Raw genomic sequence first — 18537 nt, 5'->3', positions numbered from 1 at the left:
GTGAGCCGAGCCGCTATGGCAAAATTCTGGCAAAATTCCGACGCAATTTGCAATCCATATGGCAGAGATGTGGCAAAGCCGTTTTAGAACAACAGGTTCTGAACCTGGGCAGCCTTGCTTTCCAGCTGTTTTGTCTGGACGATGTTCTCGCACACTCGCATGTTTGCCAGTGCATCATTGAGATAACCAAGGCAGGACTCGGCGAGGTCTTCGGAAGGGGCGGAGGCCTTCATCTCCTGCAGGATGCATTCAGCCTGGTACTCGCGGACACATGCTCTGGCCCAGTGGAATTTTCCAAGCTTTCTGTCGAGCCTTGAAATTGCGTCGGCAAGTATTGTGTGAGCCGTGTCCAGGTCTCCGCTGACCAGATACCATTTGGCCAGATAAGCCCGGCAGAGGGCCTGGAATTCCGTAAACCGGTCACCGTCCCTGTCGCAGGATTCAACGGCTTGTTGAAGAGCGACACGATCACGATAAAGCGCTTCGCCAGTCTGAAGAAACAGACGGCTGAAGTTCTGCTTGATCATGACCGCCATCGGCAGCCGCTCCTCGCAACTTTCCTGGATATCGTCCGCCAGCGAACTTGCTTCGGACTGCAGATCGAGAAGCTGCTCGATGGGAGTGCCGAGAAAAATCTCGTTGAAGCGTCTCTGCAGATGAAGCTTGGCTGCCTGGACAAAGGAAGTTGTTCTTTCGGGTTCTCCCGGCAGGTGACAGTTTTTCACCACATAGCTGAAGAGATCCGCATCGGCAGTCTGATAGGCTGCGTAACAAAGCGCGGTAACAAGGTCGATGACCTGTTCTTCAGTCTTGTCCGGGTTCAATCGAAACTGGTTGCTGTGCAATCCATGTACCAGGATACGGCCGTTCCGTTTGGCTTCTGCGAAGTTTCCGGAAGATCTCGGGAGGCGAATGGCCTGGCGGATTGTGCCCTGAAACACATGGCTTTCCCGCAAGTCTTCTCTGCGCACCGAAAGCTTCTCAAGAAGCTTTTCCAGCCCTCCGGTCAGGTCGTCCGGTTTTTCCTTTCGCGGACATCTGCCGGATGAGCGCTCAAAACTGGAATAGTAGCTGTTGTAAAGCTCGTTGAGCCGGTCGGCCTGTGCCTTGTTTTCGCTCAGCGCCTTGTTCAGGAGCCGGAATTTTCCGGGCGTCAGTCGGGCGTTTCCCTTCAGGATCTTCGCCCAGTGGCTGGCGTCAATCTCATTTAAGGATCGCAGGAAATCCCAGCGGCCGACACCGCTCCTGAAGGCCTGCTCGTTGATCAGGACATCAAGCGCTGTAATTACATCCGGCTTGCGTTCCGGAGCCGTGGAAGAAATCGCAAATGCTCCGGTCTCATTTTCCGTGGTGCCAGGCACGCGAACCTCTATTCAGACTTCAGGCGTTCGCTGCACTCTAGCAATCTGGAGAAAAATGTAGAGAGAAAATTGGGAGTTAACGTAAATGTGTAGTCCGCACTATTGTGTGCGGGCTGCACTTGTTCTTGGCATTTCAGTGCTGTTAAGCCTTGGCCCGGCCTTCTTCCACTGCGTCCAGAATGAATTTCGGCAATGCAAAGGCTGCCGCATGGACTTCAGGAGTGTAGTAGCGGGTCTCAAAACCTGCATCCTGGAAGCGCTGGTCCAGAACCTGCACGGCCTGTCTGCGAAGCTCCGGATTGTCCGTCGCCCAGCCAAGCGTCATGTGGCCGCCGAAATAGGTCGGGATCGCCGCGATGTAAGCCGCGGCATCCTTGAAGATGCGCGAAAAACGCTCGACGCTGGTGACCAACTCTTCCTTTTGCAGGAACGGAACACCGTTCTGCGTCACCAGGACACCGCCAGGTGTGAGCATGCGGTGAACATTGCGATAGAACTCTTCCGAAAAGAGCACAGCGCCGGGACCGTGCGGATCGGTGCTGTCGACGATAACCACATCGAAACGGTGCTCCGTTTCGGCGGCGAATTTCATTCCGTCGGCAATCACCAGTTCAAAGCGTGCATCATCAAGGACACCCTGGTTGAAGTCCCCGAAGTGTTCCTTGGAAAACTCGACCACAGAAGCGTCGATTTCGACCTGGACGAGCTTTTCGACCGAAGAATGTTTCAGCACTTCTTCCGCCAGACCGCAATCGCCGCCGCCGACGATCAGCACGTTCCTTGCAGCGCCGTGAGCCAGGATCGGCACGTGGGACATCATTTCATGGTAGATGAACTCGTCCGCGGTGGTGACCTGGGTTACTCCATCCAGCATCAGAACCTTGCCAAAGACAGGGTTGGAAAAGAGCACCAGATCCTGATGCTCCGTCTTTTCCTGATAAAGGATTTCGTCGCAGCTGTAGCTGACCTGAACCCCCGGATAGAGGGTTTCATTGAAATTCAGGCCCTCACTCATTCCGCTGCTTCCATGGTGTGAGGCTTGGACAGCTGGTTGGCCACTTCGCGGCCGCGAAGCAGTTCCGATACCGCGGTTTTACCCGGGTTGAAAGCCTTGCGCAGAACTTCGACACATTTTTCGGGCTGTGCGTCGCCGCACATGAAAACGTCAAAGGCGGCATAGCCGGCTTCCGGCCAGGTATGCACGGAAATGTGGCTTTCCGCGAGCACCGCTACACCCGAAACACCCGTCGGTTCAAAGGGGTGCAAATGGATGTGAAGCAGGGTAGCCCCGGCTTCTTCCACACATGTGCGCAACGCCTGCTCGACATGAGGCAGGTCGTCCAGCTTTTCAGCGTCATAAAGGTCAATGATCAAATGCGCACCAGCGCAGTGGACCCCTTCCTTTTGAATGAAGTGATCCAGGCGGTCGTCTGCATAAACGCCAGCGGCCGCGGTCGAAACGTTTTCTTCCTTCTGGGTGGTGCTTCTTGGCTCGGCAACGCAATGTGCGTCTTCTGCTACACGAGCCTCCAAGTCCATCCCCAGTTCGAAGAGGGCGTTGCTTTCCATATCGCTCTCCCAAACCAGCAGATGTACCCGGTGTTATTTCCGGAGCGCACTCCTTACAGAAAGAAGTGTTTAATCTCAATGGGAAATCTGCAAAATCTTCCTACAAAATTTGCGCGCCTGCCATAATTGGCTGGCAGATCCGAACTCGGAAAGCAAAACAGCTCGCCAAATGAAAGGGTTAGCCGTGCCGGTCGAAATCAGAAACCTAACGGGCGAAGAGTTGAAAGAGGCCTTGAACGATCTCGCCGGGCTCAGGATCGACGTCTTCAGGGACTGGCCGTACCTCTATGAGGGATCTTTGGCCTATGAAGAGAAGTATCTGCAGCGCTACGCGGAAACGGAAGGGGCGCTGATCGTAGGCGCTTATGATCGAGGCAAGCTTGTCGGTGCGGCGACAGGTGAGCCGCTGGGAGACGAATATGAAGCGTTCCGGGTTCCGCTCGAAGAGCGAGGGTTTGACCCGGCGGACATCTTCTACCTTGCGGAATCAGTGCTTGATCCGGCCTATCGGGGCCAGGGGGTCGGTCACCGGTTTTTTGACGAACGTGAGGCCCACGCCAGAAGATTGGGATTTTCCCAGGCAGTTTTTTGTGCGGTCATCCGCCCGGATGATCATCCGATGAAACCCTCCGGTTATCGGCCCCTGGATCCTTTCTGGCACAAGCGCGGCTATGAAAAGTTGCAGGACGTTGTGGTCACCTTCCCATGGCAAGACGTGGGGCAGGATGAAGAAACCGAGAAGCCCATGCAGGTGTGGTACCGCAAATTGTGAGCTGTCATCCTGGCTGTCGAGGGTTGTTTTTTAGGGAATTCCCGGTTCTCCCAGGATGGTGTGCGCATGAATTGGAGTGAGTTCGGTACGCAGCTTCCTCCACGTTCAAGTTTCCTGGCTGTCTCCTGTTCCAAATTTTCAACAAAAGGCAGCCGTCTAAACTTCGTGCGGACGTTATTTCAAGTGACAGACAAGCGTTTGACGCTATCATTCCCCCAATCCTGCTTGACTTTGGAGGGGTCGACGATATGAACCTGGCGGAATATGGGATGCGCGGCACGCGATTGTCGGACAGCCGGCGCTATTTTCTCTCTGTCTGCCTGGTCCTGCTTCTGGTTACCTGGGGAACCGCTTTTGCATTGGGAAAGGCCCACGCGCAGGAAATGCGATTGATCACGTCACCGTGGCCGCCTTCGAATTTTCTGGATGAAAATGGTACGCCGACCGGAATCAGCGTCGAGATCGTTGAAGCGCTCAAGAAGAAGTTGGACATCGCGACGCCGGTTGAAGTCATTCCCTGGGCGCGAGGATATCTGATTGCGAAGTCTGAACCGAACGTTCTGTTGTTTACGGCGGGGCGTACGCAGGAGCGTCTGGACATGGGGTTTCAGTTTATTGGCCCTGTTGTCATGTGGACCCATAGCCTCATGGCCAAAAAAGGGTCGATGCGGCAACTCAAGGATCTTGATGCTGTCAGGACTCAAAACCTGACTGTCGCGGGCGTTCGGGGGTCCTGGCAAATGCGGCTGTTGCAAAAGGCAGGTATTCAGACCGTCGAGATCGAGAGCCAGGAAACCGGCGTCAAGATGCTGCTGGCCGGACGGGTCGACTTATGGGTCACGTCCCGCCTGCAGGCGTCCGCCATTTTGCAGGACCTCAAGTTACCTGCCGATTCCGTGTCTTCCGTCTACACCGTCCGGCAGTCACCTTCCTACCTGATGCTGTCCAGCGGGACGAACCCGCAACTGGCAGCGTCCTGGCGCAATGCGTATGAAGGCCTGAAGCAGTCGGACTTTTTCGACAAGGTGGCGGAAAAATGGAGCAATGAGCTTGGAATTCCGCTCCGCTTCAGTCCGAGTGACGGCTTTTTCGCAGATGCTCCGAACAAGGACACAACTGGATTCTAGACGTTTCGCGCAGAGTTCGTGGGCGACCCCTGGAAAACCCGACTGTTCATCCCAGATTGCCGACGTCGGCAGGGCAATCGGGAGCGCAGGGGACGGCTATAGCTTGTGCAGGCTTTCTTCCAGAAACTGCACGATACTTCGGATTTGTTCCTGGCGTTCCTTCAGCTCGCTGATCTTTGCCCCAATGACCTTTTTCGCCGCGTCCATGTTACACGAACCTTCTGTCGCGTTGATGAGATCCTGCAGGTCGGCAATTGACATTCCGGCGTCCCGGGCCCTGGTCAGGAACTCGAGCTGGAACAGATTGTCTTCCGGGTAGTCCCGGTAGTTGTTGGTTGCGCTCTGCCCGGGGCGGGACCTGATCAATCCATTGCGTTCGTAAAAGCGGATCGTGTCGCGGGTAACGCCTGATCTTTCGGCGAGTTCACCGATTTTCATCTAAAATCTCCAAACCATGGACAATGGTCTATTGTTTTCTGTCTGACTATGTTTACATAGGGCGAGATCATTGAAAGTCCATTCGCCTGATATAACAGGCAGCGGAAAGGTAAAATATGTCAAAACGCATCGTTATTGTGGGCGGTGGCTACCTCGGTGCAGAGCTGGCCAAGGCTCTGGAAACAGAGGCGGAAGTCACTCTGGTTGAACAGGCGAACCATTTTGTCCATGCGCCGGCCATGATCCGCGCGATCGTTAAACCCGAGCTTCTGGAAAGAGCGTTGATCCCGTACGACAAACTCCTATCGAAAGGTCAAATCGAGCGTGGCCGTGTGACGGGCGTGGACCACGCCGGGGTAACGCTGGATGACGGCCGCCGCGTCGAAGGGGACTATATCGTTCTTGCAACCGGGTCGACGCACACTTCACCGTTCAAGCCGGTGAGGGGAGATATCGACGCCTTGAAGCAGGCAAACCGGCAAGTTCATGAAAAGCTGCTGCAGGCACAATCGATTGCCATCGTTGGCAGCGGTTCCGTGGGGATTGAGCTTGCAGGCGAGATTGCCCATGCGATGCCTGAAAAGAAGATCGTACTTGTTTCGGACAAAAAAGCCCTTCTGCCCGATATGCCCCGAAAGCTCGGCAGATCCCTGGAAGCCAAGCTGAAATCTGCCGGCGTCGAGATTGTCTTCGGAGCGCGCGCCGAAAATCTGCAGAGCACGAGTGAGCCTTACACAGGCACCGTTCAACTGGACAACGGGCAGACCATAACGGTCGATCTTATTTTTCCTGTCATCGGGTCAAAAGCGAATTCTTCTCTTCTGGAGACATTGCCCGATGTCCGGAAGACAGCTGCAGGGCGGATTGCGACGGATGGCTGGATGCGGCCTTCAAGTCTGGAAAATGTCTTCGCTGCAGGAGATGTTGCCGAAAATGGCGATGCCATGACCATCGTCGGCATCACCCGGCAATTGCCGTGGTTGACGAAAACATTGAAAGCGGTGCTTTCGGGCAAGTCGATCGTGGACGTGAAGCCTTACGTGCCGTGGAAAAAGGCACCGATCCTGCTGCCGCTCGGGCCTCGCAAGGGAAGCTCCTTTCTGGTGCTCTTTACCGCGGGAAACTGGGTCACAAGCAAGATCAAGGGGCTCGACCTGTTCCTGACCAAATACAACAAGAGCTTCGGCCGGAACTAAACCATTTCGTGAAAAGACTAGGTTATCTATCGCTGCCTGAATTCCAAAATTTCAACGCGATAGGTAATACTGGTTGTTTCAAGGTTCCCACGAAACGCCATAGGCTTGGCATCGTTCGGGCGGACTTCAGGGTCGATGTGACATCGACCCTGAGAGTTCCGGCTGCGACTTACTTCAGCGACCAGCGGATCGTGACGTTGGCGCCGATGGTTTCCTCGCCGGCTTCGATCGGAACGGCATCTGCCTTTGCCATCATCATGCCTTCGGCGCGCATCATCATGGGGCGGGGCATTTGGGTGCCGGTCTCGGTGATGGTCATGATGTTCCCAAGTTCCACACCTGCTGCACTCGCAAAGATCTCTGCCTTGTGACGGGCAGCTTCGACGGCCTTCTTGCGGGCTTCGTCCAGTTTCTCTTCCGGATCGCTCACTTCAAAGCGGATACCATCAACCGAATTCGCGCCGCTCTCCACGACGAGGGTCAAAAGTCCACCGAGCTTGGTCAGATCCCGAACGTTCACTTCCACGCCATTGCGGATCTCGTATCCGATGATGTTGGGTTGGCGGTTGGAGCCGTCGGTGATCCGTTCATAGCGTGGATAAATCCCGAACCCGCGGGTCTGAATGTCCTTTGCTTCAATACCTGCACCCTTGATTGCGTCGATCACCTTTGCGATCGACGCCGAATTCTCGGACAAGGCATCGGCGGCGGTTTCGGCCGTGGTGACCACATTGGTCGTGATGACGGCCATATCGGGGGCGACGGAAACGGTTCCCCTGCCTTCCATCGTGATGCTGCCGATCGCGGTAATTGAAGCCTGATCTTGTGCAAATGCGGGTACGGCGGTCATCGCGGCGGCTGAAAGACCGGCGGCAAGTGCAATGTTGCGGACAAACGACAATGGACGGTTGGGCAACACAGAAACAATGGATGTCATGAAAAAATTCCTTTTCAACGGATTGTTGTTTGTCGCGAAGATTGTCTCCCATTGCGGCAGGGATAAGGCTTACCGGTTCAGCTTCCGTTCATTTTCAAGGACTTGAACGAAAGCGTTAGCTTTGTGTCTCGCTGCCCGAGTCTTTGTGAAACCCGACGTCGCCGGTTTCGGACAGCAGGACTGCAATTGCGCGCGAGCCTTCAAAGCGGGCACAGACGATTACGATCATCACCGTCAGAGGTACGCAGAGCACCATGCCGACAACTCCCCAGACGGCGCCCCAGAAGGACAGGGAGAGCATGATGACCAGTCCGGAAAGATTGAGGTTCGAACCCATCAGTCTTGGCTCGATCAGGTTGCCGACGGTGAACTGAATGAGGCCGAGACCGGTCACGATGGCGAAGAAGGGCGCCAGGTTGTCGTAATAAACGATGGCCAGCAGGCTCGGGAAAATGACGCCGATCAGGGAGCCGATGGTCGGAATGTAATTCAAGAGAAAGGCAATGAAACCGAACAGCGCTGCGTAGGGAAGACCGATGGCGATCAGTATCAGGCTTGTAAGAGCACCGGTTGCGACGGAGACGGCGGTCTTGATGGAAAAATAGTGCATGATCGAGCGGTTGATTTCCGCACGTATTGCAAAGGCGGCTTGTGCCCGTTCTGGCGAAGCGAAAAGGTGTTCGAACTTGCGATCGAAGGTGGACTGCTCCAGCACAAGAAACAGCACGTAGATGAAGACAAGGCTGGCGGAGCCTGCAAGGGCGGTCACCACGCTGGCGCCTGCCGTGACCATGCGTGGAACGACCGAGTCGGGAAATAGATCCTTGAGTTCCACAGGATCGTTCAGGTTCAGATGAGAGGACACCTGATTGAAAAGCTCTTCAAGCCGGCGCTGGTAGGTTGGCGCGTCCTGCGCCAGCTGGGTGAGATTGACGGTCACGATGTCGAGTACCACCGTGGCGACCGCGAAGATCGTCAGGAGAGCCATCGAAAACGAAATGAACCCGGGCAAGCGCCAGCGGCCGATCGGGATCTGCTCGAAGACATGCGCCAGGGAGTTGATCATGTACCAGACGATGAGAGCGATGACGAAGGGAAGGAGAAGCGAGCGGCCGACAACCAGCAGCCAGCCGATCAGACACACAAGCAGCACGCTCAACGTGACGGAAAGAAGCGGTGATCGCATGTCGGCTCCGGTAAGTGATTCAGGCGCTAAGTTGTTTTGAACATTTAGACCTTATGCGAAGCGCAAACGGAACCTGTTTTTGTGGAAGGGTTGGCTTCATCGACCGTTCGAGCGTCTTCGGGCAACTTTCCAAGACCTTTTTGAGCTTCCGGTCGCAAAGCACTTGCCCCGGATTTGTGCCGTGGTATAGGGAAACATGACGCGCAGCTGCCTCCATTTTCCGGCATTGCGCCGTGGGCCTGTAGCTCAATTGGTTAGAGCCGTCCGCTCATAACGGATTGGTTGGGGGTTCGAGTCCCTCCGGGCCCACCATTTCCCTTTTTCAAAGCTCGGTTCTCAGCGCCTTGAGTACAGACGTCCGTACTTTTTTGCCGGGTTCCGATTGCGTTTCTCGGTAGAGAAGACGCTTCCAACAGATGCGCAGAAGGTTGGGATCGGATGTTGTGCGAGGTTGTTGCACGCATTCAGGTTCAGCGGACCGCGATGGCGGGCCGTTTTGCTTCAATGTGCTTCGCGGCAAGCGGCTTGGCTTGCTGATTGGCGAACATGAAAATGTGCAAAGGCATGAAGGAGAGACGCTGCGTGCCGTTGCTCAGCGGGCGGCAAATGTCTGCCTCTCTGCCGAGAGGCTGTGACCCTCCGATGACGGTTCTGCGCAGCGAAGAACATCATGGAAAGAGTTGGAGGGTCACGGATCCTTTTTGAGTTTAGCCGCCGAAGTCGTCCAGCATGATGTCTTCGCGGTCGACGCCCAGTTCGAGCAGCATGTTGATCACCGACTGGTTCATGATCGGAGGACCACACATGTAGAATTCGCAGTCTTCTGGAGCCGGGTGATCCTTGAGGTACTCGTGGTAGAGCACGTTGTGAATGAAGCCGGTGTAGCCGGTCCATTCATCCTCGGGCAGAGCATCCGACAGGGCGACATGCCATTCGAAATTGGGGTTGTCGGCAGCAAGCTGATCGAAATCTTCGACAAAGAACATCTCGCGCTTGGAACGAGCGCCGTACCAGAAGCTGATCTTGCGCTTCGAATTGAGCCGCTTGAGCTGGTCGAAAATGTGGCTGCGCATTGGCGCCATGCCGGCGCCGCCGCCGATGAACACCATTTCCTTTTCCGTTTCGCGGGCGAAGAATTCGCCAAAGGGACCGGAAATCGTGACCTTGTCGCCAGGCTTCAGGTTGAAGATATAGCTCGACATTTTGCCCGCGGGGATGCCTTCCGAACCCGGAGGCGGGGAGGCGACGCGGACATTCAGCATGATCATACCCTTTTCCTCAGGGTAGTTGGCCATGGAATAGGCGCGCTCAACGGGTTCGTCCACGACCGACTCATATTGCCAGAGATTGAAGCGGTCCCAGTCCTCGCGGTATTCCTCCTCAATGTCAAAGTCGGTGTATTTGAGCTTGTGCGCGGGTGCCTCGATCTGAATGTAACCACCAGCACGGAAGTTCACGTCCTCGCCTTCGGGCAGTTCCAGAACAAGCGCCTTGATGAATGTCGCCACGTTCTCGTTCGAACGGACGGTGCACTCCCATTTCTTGACGCCGAAGACCTCTTCGGGAACTTCGATCTTCATGTCCTGCTTGACGGCCACCTGACAGGAGAGACGGTCGCCACAGGCAGCTTCACGCTTGGTGATATGGCTTTCCTCTGTCGGCAGGATCGATCCACCGCCGGAGAATACCTTGACCCGGCACTGGGCGCAGGTGCCGCCGCCGCCACAAGCGGACGGGACGAAGAGTTTTTGTTCCGCGAGTGTCTGCAGCAGCTTGCCGCCGGCAGGCACGGATATGGTCTTCTCGCCGTTGATATTGATGTTGACGTTGCCGACGGAGACGAGCTTCGATCGGGCGGCGAGGATGATCGTGACCAGCCCGAGCACGATCAGGGTAAAGAGCAGTATGCCTAGTCCAAATGTGGCCACAGGGCTCTCCCGTTACAGTTTGACGCCGCTGAAGGACATGAAGGCAAGCGCCATCAGACCTGCAGTGACAAAGGTGATGCCCAGGCCCTGGAGACCTTCCGGAATATCTGAATATTTCAGTTTTTCGCGGACACCGGCCATAGCGGTGATTGCCAGCGCCCAGCCAAATCCGGATGAGACACCGTAGGTAACCGACTCGGCAAAATCGTAGTCGCGCTCCACCATGAAGAGCGAGCCGCCGAGGATCGCACAGTTCACAGTGATAAGCGGCAGAAAGACGCCCAGCGCGTTGTAGAGCGGCGGGAAGTACTTATCGAGGACCATTTCGAGGATCTGGACCAGAGCCGCGATGACGCCGATATAGGAGATCAGGCCCAGGAAAGTCAGGTCGACATTGCTGAAACCTGCCCAGGACAGGGCGCCGGGAGCAAGCAGATAGGTGAGGATGAGGTTGTTGGCAGGGACCGTGATCGCCTGAACAATCATCACCGAAATGCCAAGTCCGATGGCCGTGGAAATCTTCTTCGATACGGCAATGAACGTACACATGCCCAGGAAGAATGAGAGCGCGAGGTTCTCGACAAAGATTGCCTTAACGCCAAGAGAGAGCAGATGTTCCATCAATGAGCTTCCACTACCTGGATCTTGTACTCAGGCTCTTCTGTCTGTTCTGGCTTCCAGGTCCGGAAAGCCCAGATGAGCAGGCCGATTACGAAAAACGCCGACGGCGGCAATAACAGAAGACCGTTGGGGACATACCAGCCGCCATTGTTCACGGTCTCAAGAAGGGTGATACCGAACAGGCTGCCGGAGCCGAGCAATTCACGGACAACACCAACCAGCATCAGGATCAATCCGTAGCCGAGGCCGTTGCCGATTCCGTCGATGAACGACGCGATGGGAGGGTTTTTCATGGCGAAGGCTTCAGCGCGGCCCATGACGATACAGTTGGTGATGATCAGTCCGACGAAAACCGAAAGGGTTTTCGAGATTTCGTAGGCATAAGCCTTCAGGAACTGGTCAACCATGATCACCAGCGAAGCGATGATCACCATCTGCACGATAATCCGGATTGCGCCTGGGATCTGATTGCGCAGCATCGAGATGAACATCGATGAAAAGGCCGTCACTACCGTAACGGCGAGTGCCATCACGAAAGCCACCTGCAAGGACGAAGTCACCGCGAGGGCCGAACAGATCCCGAGAACCTGCAAGGTGATCGGGTTGTTGTCGACCAGCGGATCGATCAGCATGCTTCTCTTGGTCTGTGCCATCAGATCTCTCCTGCCTGCAGGTTGGCCAAGAAGGTTGCGTAGCCTTCTTCACCCATCCAGAATTTCACGAGATTGTCGACGCCGCGAGACGTCAGCGTTGCCCCGGCAATGGCGTCAACGTGGTACTCGATACCAGCTGGCGGCGGAACCTTGTCGACCGTGATCTGTAGGTCGCCGTTCTCATCTCGCAGTTTCTTACCGGTCCACAGTGCTTTCCAGCGTGGGTTGTCAACCTCGGCGCCAAGGCCGGGCGTTTCGGCGTGCTGGTAGAACTGAAGGCCAAAGATGTCGTTGCCATTGGCTTCCAGGGCGACAAATCCATAAAGAGTGGACCACAGCCCGTAGCCATGCACGGGCAGGATGACCTTGTCGATCGATCCGTCACCCTTGCGCAGCAGATAGACAGTCTTGAAGTTCGACTGGCGTCCAATGCCGGCAGGGTCATTGGTCAGGGCACGGCTCAGCTCAGGATCTCCGGCTGCTACCTGCTCGTCGAACGTTGCCGGGTCAAATTCAGTGGTGAACTTGCCGGTGGTCAGATCGAGAACATGCGGTTCGAAGGCCTGGAAAGCTTCGCGAACATTGGTGCCCGGTTCATAGACGCCGGCAACCTGAAGAATGTTGATGCGCTTGTCGCGCAGCTTGTTTTCTTCCTGGATCGGCCGCAACGACACAGCCGTTGCCGACACGATCATCGATGCCACCAGGCACAACGTTACCGCAACGAACAGGGTTTTCGGAACCGAGTCCGGCGGCATGTCCAGAAAACGTCGCACGAAGCCTTTGTTCCGGCTCTTTTCCAGTTGTCCGTTTTCCTCAGGCATTTCGTTTCGCCCTGCGTTTGATGTTTGCTTGCACCACGAAATAGTCGATCAGCGGTGCGAAAACGTTACCGAACAAGATCGCCAGCATCATACCTTCGGGGAAGGCCGGGTTAATGACGCGGATCATCACAACCATGAAGCCGATCAGCGCACCGTAGATGTAGCGGCCGACATTGGTATGGGATGCCGAGACCGGTTCCGTCACCATGAACGCCAGGCCGAAAGCGTAACCGCCGAGCACAAGGTGCCAGTACCAGGGCATCGCAAACATCGGATTGGTGTCCGATCCGATGAGGTTGAGCAGGGCGGAGAAGCCGATCGTGCCTGCAAGACAACCGACGATCAGGCGCCAGTTGGCGATTTTGGTAATGAGCAGGAAGGCCAGGCCGATCATGCAGGCCAGAGCGGATGTCTCCCCGATGCTGCCTTGAATGGTGCCGAGGAACGCTTCCATCCAGCTGATGCCGTTTGCTGCGAGGTCCTTGTAGCCTTCTGACGCGGAGATGGAGAGGGCAGTCGCCCCGGAGAAACCGTCCACCGGCGTCCAGATCGTGTCCCCCGACATCTGCGCAGGATAGGCGAAATAGAGGAATGCACGGCCGGTGAGCGCCGGGTTGAGGAAGTTCTTGCCGGTGCCGCCGAAGACTTCCTTGCCGATTACGACGCCAAAGGAAATACCAAGAGCGACCTGCCATAGTGGCGTGGATGCCGGCAGGATCAGCGCGTAAAGCATGGACGTGACCAGAAAGCCTTCGTTCACTTCATGCCCGCGCACGGTCGCAAAGATGACTTCCCAGATGCCGCCGACCACCAGCGTGGTGATGTAGATCGGAAGGAAGTAGAGGAGGCCGTGAACGAAATTGGCAAATGGGTTCGCAGGGTCGAAGCCAATTCCCATTGCTTCGATCAGCCACGCCCGCCAGCCGGTCGGGTCGTAGGTAGAGATCGCAGAGTTGACCTGAAAGCCAACGTTGTAGAGGCCGACCAGGATACAAGGGATCGTCGCGATGACAACGTAAGTCATGATCCGCTTCATATCGACATACGAGCGCGCATGCGGAGCGGCGGTGGTCACCGTTTTGGGAGTGTAGATGAAGCTTTCCACCATCTCGTAGACGGGGAAAAGTTTCTCGTATTTGCCGCCCTTTACGAAATGAGGCTCAATGCGGTCAAAGAAGCTGCGCAGACCCAAGACCTAGCCCTCCTTTTCGATTTTGGTGAGGCAGTCGCGGAGCGCTATGCCATATTCATACTTGGCGGGGCAGGCAAAGCCCACCAGCCCCAGGTCTTCTTCGTCCAGCTCCAGGGCACCAAGCGCTTGCGCCTGATCCGTATCCATTACAAGCAGGGCACGCAACAGCTGAGTGGGCAGAAAGTCCTGCGGCATAAGTTCTTCAAAGGTGCCGGTAGGAACCATCGCACGGCGTCCGCCGTTCAGGTTGGTCGTCAGTGCATAGAGCTTTTTGGAAAATGCCGAGCCAAGTACAGGTTGGAAAGCATATTTCGATGGCATCGGACGTATCCAGCCCATCGGGATCTGCTTGTGATCCTCTTCAATCAGTGTGATCTGGCGCGCGTAACGGCCGAGATAAGCGCCGTGGCCTTCGCCGAGACGTCCGCTGAGGACAGAACCGGAAATCAGGCGAACCGGAGCGTCTCCGGAAATTTCCCCTTCCGAAAGCTCCATCATCGAAGCGCCGGCGATGGTTCGCACGAGACGCGGCCTTGCGCACATGGGGCCGGACAAAGCAATAATTCGTCTTGGGTCGTAGTGACCCGTTTCAAGCAGACGCCCGATTGCAATCACGTCCTGATAGCCGATGGTCCAGATCGTCTTTTGCGCGCTTGGCGCGTCGAGAAAGTGAATGTGGGTTCCTGCGAGACCGGCAGGATGAGGTCCTGAGAATTCTGCTGCCTCGATGCCGCTGATGTCCTGTCCCGGAATGGAGGTGCCGGCTTCGGAGCAGAGGTAGGTCTTGCCCTCGCTCAGAGACTGGATTGCTTCGAGACCCTTTTTGAAAGCTTCGCCGCTGTCTGCGATGACCAGTGCTGCGTTCGGGCACAAGGGCTCGGTGTCAATTGCCGTGACAAAAATTGATGAAGGCTTTGTCGCCGGATCGGGAACCTTCGAATAAGGACGCGTGCGGAAAGATGTCCACAGACCTGAGGCGCACAAACGCTCGACAAGTCCGGCCGAAGTGGAGGCATCACCGATGCCGGAGAAGTCCACCGGCTCCGCAGCATCGGAATCGATCTCGATCTCGACACTGATCAGAACGCGGCGTGCGCCTCGGTTGACTGCCTTGACACGGCCCGAAACCGGTGAGGTGACCATGACATCGGGCGTGTCCTTGTGGAAAAGTACCGGTGCGCCGACACCTACAACGTCACCTTCCTGAACAACCAGTCGCGGTTTCAGACCGATGTAATCTGCAGCAATAACGGCAGCTGTCCGAATCTCGCGTTCGTCACTGATCTCTTGAACAGGTGCCCCCGTTACAGGCAGATCAAGACCTTTTTTGAGCTTAAAGCTTTGCACGCATCTGGCCTCCAGAATTCGACAAGCCGCCATATGCTACGTTTTTGCTCCGGTAAAAAGTACTATTTTGCCAGTTTGCTACATTTTTTTGTTGAATCGGCTCTCGAAACGAATGAAAAGCGCCACAGGACTGGCGACATTGGTCGCTCTTGATCTATCGGAGATGGTTACCGTGCCAACTAACATTACATTCTCCCGTCGCAGCTTCATCCTGATGTCGCTGACCTTGGCTGCCTGTAAAGGCGGTGCGGATGTTCTTGAGCTTTCCGGGTCCACTATGGGGACCAGCTACTCGGTCACGGCCATCGATCATGATCGAAACGTGGACAAGGCAGCCTTGAAACAGGCGCTTGAAAAGAGCCTGGCGCAAGTCAATGCTCAGATGTCCAACTGGGATGCCTCGTCTGAAGTATCGCGGTTCAACGCTTCCCGCTCCACAGATCCGATGAGAGTCTCCCGGGAGCTGGCGAAGGTCGTCAGCGCTTCGCGGGAAATCAACAGCGCCAGTGACGGACAGTTCGACATCACTCTCGGCCCGGTTATCGAGGCTTGGGGATTTGGAGCCAAAAACTCCGGCAGTCACGTTGAACCCGATTCGGCAGCGCTGGCAGCAGCTTATGAAGTGGCGGGCCAGACCGACGGTCTCCATGTCGATGGAAATTACCTGCGTAAAAGCAACCCCGGCACGCAGATCTACCTGCCATCCATCGGCAAGGGTCATGGTGTCGATCAGATGGCTGAGGTCGTCAAAGGCTTCGGTCTGTCCGATTTCATGGTTGAAATCGGCGGTGACGTCTACGTGTCGGGCAAGAATGCGGATGGCATGAAATGGCAGATCGGCATTGAAGCGCCGGATGCATTGACCAAGACTGCCTATCAGGTTGCCAGCGTTTCAAATCTGGGCATGGCCACATCCGGTGATTACCGGAACTATTTCGAGCAGGATGGCGTTCGCTATTCGCATATCATTGACGCGCATACCGGTCGGCCCATTACCCACCGCACGGCGTCAGTGACCGTGCTGGCTGAAAACACCATGCTGGCAGATGCCTGGGCGACGGCAATGTTGGTGCTCGGCACGAAACGCGGACTTGAAATCGCAAATGAGCGTGATCTCGCCGTATTGTTCATTGATCGTAGTGCTGAAACAGGAAACAAGGGATTCGTTTCCGCAACCAGCGACCGCTTTGCACAACTGCAGGCCTGATAACCAGAACGGACTAGAAAAGTGCTGACTTTTGCCCTGACATTCGCGCTCCTCCTGATCGTCATCTTCGGCATGGCGCTAGGCGTGATTTTTTCAGGCAAGACCATCAAGGGAAGCTGCGGCGGGTTGAACGCGATTTCGGATGCAGACCAGTGCGTGGTCTGCAGCAAGGAAATCGACCCGAACAGCCCGCTGCGTGACCGTCTCGCGTGCCCGAGAGCGCGGAAAAAACTTGCGGAAATGGAAGGCTAGTTGCCCGACGGGGTAACTAGGACGTTGACGAAAGCGGAATAAACGCGACAAGCGCCAGGCAAACGCCCGCGATCAGGCCAAACAGCCAAAGCTGCCACCGAGGCCCTTCCTTCACCCAGACGCGACGATATTGGTAACCGGCGAAGCAGGCCAAAACGAACAAAATCGTTGCGGTCAACGGGGTTAGAATAAATTCTGCCAATTTGGAGAGTTCCTTCGGCCGACTAGTTTCGGTTAAGCTGTATGCCAAACCATAGGTGGACATACAGCAGGGAGCCAAAATCATGCCAAGCTCTTATCAGGCCCCAAGCCGCAAAGACAAGATGCACGAGACGACCCACAGCCAGACCGCGAAGTCCAATACGTCGAGTGAGACTGCGACAGTCCGGAAAATTCTCGAAAAGAAGGGGACGGACGTTTTCGCCCTTCGCCCGCAAAACACGCTGCATGAAGCGGTCGTGATGCTCAAGGAAAAGCGAATCGGTGCGTTGCTGGTGAAAGATGCAGACGGCAAACTGCTCGGTATTCTGTCCGAGCGCGACATCGTCCGCAGGCTCGCCGAAACACCGGGGCAAACTCTGCCGCAACGGGTCGAAGACATCATGACGACCAATGTGGAAGTCTGCGGGCCGGACGACCTGTTGATTTCTGTCTTGCGCAAGATGACGGACGGACGTTTCCGGCACATGCCGGTGATGGAGGACGACGCCATTGCCGGGATGGTGACCATCGGGGATCTTGTAAACTACCGGTTGAACGAACTCGAATACGAGTCGCTGAAACTCAAGCAGCTGATCGTCGGCTAACCGGACGGTGTTGTGTGCCAAAGAAGATGATGCTCGCCGGAAGTTCTTCATCGTCTTTGTGCTTCAGACTGTGAAATATCAGAACCCGGAATTCTTCCGGGTTCTCAATTTTTCCCTTCGAGATTCGTCATGAGGGCCCCTGCCTCAGGTCAGGGGCAGCATCACGTGCTTCCTGTAGAAAGGGCGGTTGGCAAGTCTGGTCCACCAGGCTTTCAAGGCAGGCAGCTCAGGTTGTTGAAAGTTCATGCAGTGCCAGCGATACGCAGAGCAGCCGACAGGAATATCGGCCATGCTGAGTTCGTCGCCCAGAAGATAGCTGTGACTTGCCAGATGATTGTCGAGCAGGGCCCACAAGCGTGAGCAACTTTCGATTGCCTTGTCGACCGCGACGGCGTCCCGGTCTTCCGGTGATGTGCGGATGAGTTGCCAGAAAAGTGTCGTCATCGGCGGGTGGAGTTCGGCTATGTACCAATCCATCCATTGGCCGGCACGGCTGCGACTTTCGAGTGATATGGGAAACAAGGGCGACGCCCCGTATTTCTCACACAGATATCTGACGATTGTGTTTGATTCCCAAAGGACAAAATCGCCGTCCAGCAATGTTGGAATGCGGCCATTCGGGTTTCGCGCGAGGTAGTCGTCTGTGTCATTGCCGCCAAATGCTCCGCCGATGTCCACACGCTCAACACTCAGGTCGAGTTCAGCAGCGCACCACATGACCTTCTGGACATTCACCGAATTGGCGCGGCCGAGAACTTTGAGCATTGAATTTTCCTGACGTTGGACGGTGAGCACTGTCGGCAGATTACCAGCGCATAACAGCCCCGAACCCGTTTGCCAAATTCGGGAAACCGGGTGTTGTTATGGCCGTGGCCGTGTCGGACCTGAGAACCGGTGCTGTTGCACCAAATTGCGATTGTTCGCGACAACCTTTGAGATGCTTCTTGCGTAAACAACCTTTATTGCGCATGTGAGGCTGGGATTTTGTGCGTCCATACCCCTTTGGGCTTATGAGTGCATTATACCTAAGTATTGCTATACCTAAGTATTGTTATACTTAGGTATCTGAACCTAAGTATAGTCATACCTAAGTATATTACTCCGTTAGTAGTCTTGAATAT

Annotated in this window: 19 protein-coding genes and 1 tRNA gene; 7 read left to right on the top strand and 13 right to left on the bottom strand. The window is 55.6% G+C overall.

Going from position 1 to position 18537, the window contains the following annotated elements; translation table 11 throughout:
* Positions 1-83: 83 nt before the first annotated feature.
* From ABLQ08_RS32740 to speD, 3 genes are all read right to left on the bottom strand, one after another.
* Positions 84-1361, bottom strand: a complete 1278-nt coding sequence (locus tag ABLQ08_RS32740; protein ID WP_425328979.1) for a hypothetical protein — start codon at positions 1359-1361, stop codon at positions 84-86.
* A gap of 142 nt (positions 1362-1503) precedes the next feature.
* Positions 1504-2376, bottom strand: coding sequence for a polyamine aminopropyltransferase (gene speE, locus ABLQ08_RS07885; RefSeq protein WP_352940617.1), 873 nt, complete (start codon positions 2374-2376; stop codon positions 1504-1506).
* A complete protein-coding gene (gene speD, locus ABLQ08_RS07880; protein WP_352940616.1) occupies positions 2373-2930 on the bottom strand; it encodes an adenosylmethionine decarboxylase in 558 nt (185 codons plus the stop codon). The genes speE and speD overlap by 4 nt, the downstream gene beginning before the upstream one ends.
* A 169-nt stretch (positions 2931-3099) precedes the next feature.
* Between speD and ABLQ08_RS07875 the strand changes: the two genes are divergently transcribed.
* Together ABLQ08_RS07875 and ABLQ08_RS07870 are read left to right on the top strand one after the other, a co-directional pair.
* Positions 3100-3702 (top strand): GNAT family N-acetyltransferase, encoded by a 603-nt coding sequence (locus ABLQ08_RS07875; RefSeq protein ID WP_352940615.1) that lies wholly within the window; start codon positions 3100-3102, stop codon positions 3700-3702.
* A gap of 248 nt (positions 3703-3950) precedes the next feature.
* A complete protein-coding gene (locus ABLQ08_RS07870; RefSeq protein ID WP_352940614.1) occupies positions 3951-4829 on the top strand; it encodes a substrate-binding periplasmic protein in 879 nt (292 codons plus the stop codon).
* Between the two features lie 96 nt (positions 4830-4925).
* Here the strand turns inward: ABLQ08_RS07870 and ABLQ08_RS07865 are convergent, their stop codons facing one another.
* Positions 4926-5267, bottom strand: a complete 342-nt coding sequence (locus ABLQ08_RS07865) for a MerR family transcriptional regulator (protein ID WP_352940613.1) — start codon at positions 5265-5267, stop codon at positions 4926-4928.
* 116 nt (positions 5268-5383) lie between these two features.
* Between ABLQ08_RS07865 and ABLQ08_RS07860 the strand changes: the two genes are divergently transcribed.
* The gene (locus ABLQ08_RS07860; RefSeq protein WP_352940612.1) at positions 5384-6463 is read left to right on the top strand and encodes an NAD(P)/FAD-dependent oxidoreductase; all 1080 of its coding nucleotides are present in this window, start codon (positions 5384-5386) and stop codon (positions 6461-6463) included.
* A 169-nt stretch (positions 6464-6632) separates the two neighbouring features.
* On the opposite strand, the gene ABLQ08_RS07855 is transcribed toward ABLQ08_RS07860, so the two are convergent.
* Positions 6633-7400, bottom strand: a complete 768-nt coding sequence (locus ABLQ08_RS07855; protein WP_352940611.1) for an SIMPL domain-containing protein — start codon at positions 7398-7400, stop codon at positions 6633-6635.
* A gap of 115 nt (positions 7401-7515) precedes the next feature.
* Positions 7516-8586 carry an AI-2E family transporter gene (locus tag ABLQ08_RS07850; RefSeq protein ID WP_352940610.1) on the bottom strand — a complete coding sequence of 357 codons (1071 nt, stop codon included), beginning with the start codon at positions 8584-8586 and terminating at the stop codon, positions 7516-7518.
* Between the two features lie 235 nt (positions 8587-8821).
* On the opposite strand from ABLQ08_RS07850, the gene ABLQ08_RS07845 reads away from it, so the two are divergent.
* A tRNA-Ile gene (locus tag ABLQ08_RS07845) sits at positions 8822-8898 on the top strand.
* 395 nt (positions 8899-9293) lie between these two features.
* Here the strand turns inward: ABLQ08_RS07845 and nqrF are convergent.
* Genes nqrF through ABLQ08_RS07815 form a run of 6 tightly spaced genes read right to left on the bottom strand, consistent with a single transcriptional unit; the run spans position 9294 to position 15151 of the window.
* Positions 9294-10514, bottom strand: coding sequence for an NADH:ubiquinone reductase (Na(+)-transporting) subunit F (gene nqrF / locus ABLQ08_RS07840; protein ID WP_352940609.1), 1221 nt, complete (start codon positions 10512-10514; stop codon positions 9294-9296).
* Between the two features lie 12 nt (positions 10515-10526).
* Positions 10527-11135 (bottom strand): NADH:ubiquinone reductase (Na(+)-transporting) subunit E, encoded by a 609-nt coding sequence (gene nqrE / locus ABLQ08_RS07835; RefSeq protein WP_352940608.1) that lies wholly within the window; start codon positions 11133-11135, stop codon positions 10527-10529.
* Entirely contained in the window at positions 11135-11788 is a 654-nt protein-coding gene (locus ABLQ08_RS07830) for an NADH:ubiquinone reductase (Na(+)-transporting) subunit D (RefSeq protein ID WP_352940607.1), read from the bottom strand. The genes nqrE and ABLQ08_RS07830 overlap by 1 nt, the downstream gene beginning before the upstream one ends.
* On the bottom strand, positions 11788-12612 hold the full coding sequence (locus tag ABLQ08_RS07825; protein ID WP_352940606.1) for a Na(+)-translocating NADH-quinone reductase subunit C: 825 nt from the start codon (positions 12610-12612) through the stop codon (positions 11788-11790). Before ABLQ08_RS07825 ends, ABLQ08_RS07830 begins: the two co-directional genes overlap by 1 nt.
* Positions 12605-13804 carry an NADH:ubiquinone reductase (Na(+)-transporting) subunit B gene (locus tag ABLQ08_RS07820; RefSeq protein ID WP_352940605.1) on the bottom strand — a complete coding sequence of 400 codons (1200 nt, stop codon included), beginning with the start codon at positions 13802-13804 and terminating at the stop codon, positions 12605-12607. The genes ABLQ08_RS07825 and ABLQ08_RS07820 overlap by 8 nt, the downstream gene beginning before the upstream one ends.
* A 3-nt stretch (positions 13805-13807) precedes the next feature.
* Positions 13808-15151 (bottom strand): Na(+)-translocating NADH-quinone reductase subunit A, encoded by a 1344-nt coding sequence (locus ABLQ08_RS07815; RefSeq protein ID WP_352940604.1) that lies wholly within the window; start codon positions 15149-15151, stop codon positions 13808-13810.
* 163 nt (positions 15152-15314) lie between these two features.
* Here ABLQ08_RS07815 and ABLQ08_RS07810 point away from each other — a divergent pair, with 163 nt between their 5' ends.
* From ABLQ08_RS07810 to ABLQ08_RS07800, 3 genes are all read left to right on the top strand, one after another.
* The gene (locus ABLQ08_RS07810; protein WP_352942548.1) at positions 15315-16358 is read left to right on the top strand and encodes an FAD:protein FMN transferase; all 1044 of its coding nucleotides are present in this window, start codon (positions 15315-15317) and stop codon (positions 16356-16358) included.
* A gap of 21 nt (positions 16359-16379) precedes the next feature.
* The gene (gene nqrM / locus ABLQ08_RS07805) at positions 16380-16610 is read left to right on the top strand and encodes a (Na+)-NQR maturation NqrM (protein ID WP_352940603.1); all 231 of its coding nucleotides are present in this window, start codon (positions 16380-16382) and stop codon (positions 16608-16610) included.
* A 284-nt stretch (positions 16611-16894) separates the two neighbouring features.
* Complete coding sequence (locus tag ABLQ08_RS07800; RefSeq protein ID WP_352940602.1) at positions 16895-17416, top strand: CBS domain-containing protein; 522 nt, start codon at positions 16895-16897, stop codon at positions 17414-17416.
* Positions 17417-17560: 144 nt separating this feature from the next.
* Here ABLQ08_RS07800 and ABLQ08_RS07795 read toward each other — a convergent pair whose 3' ends face one another.
* Positions 17561-18181, bottom strand: a complete 621-nt coding sequence (locus tag ABLQ08_RS07795; protein WP_352940601.1) for a glutathione S-transferase family protein — start codon at positions 18179-18181, stop codon at positions 17561-17563.
* Positions 18182-18537: the final 356 nt, after the last annotated feature.

Origin of the sequence: Roseibium sp. SCP14 (assembly GCF_040329475.1) — a bacterium.
Lineage (GTDB): Bacteria > Pseudomonadota > Alphaproteobacteria > Rhizobiales > Stappiaceae > Roseibium.
This window is presented reverse-complemented; position numbering and strand designations above follow the sequence as displayed.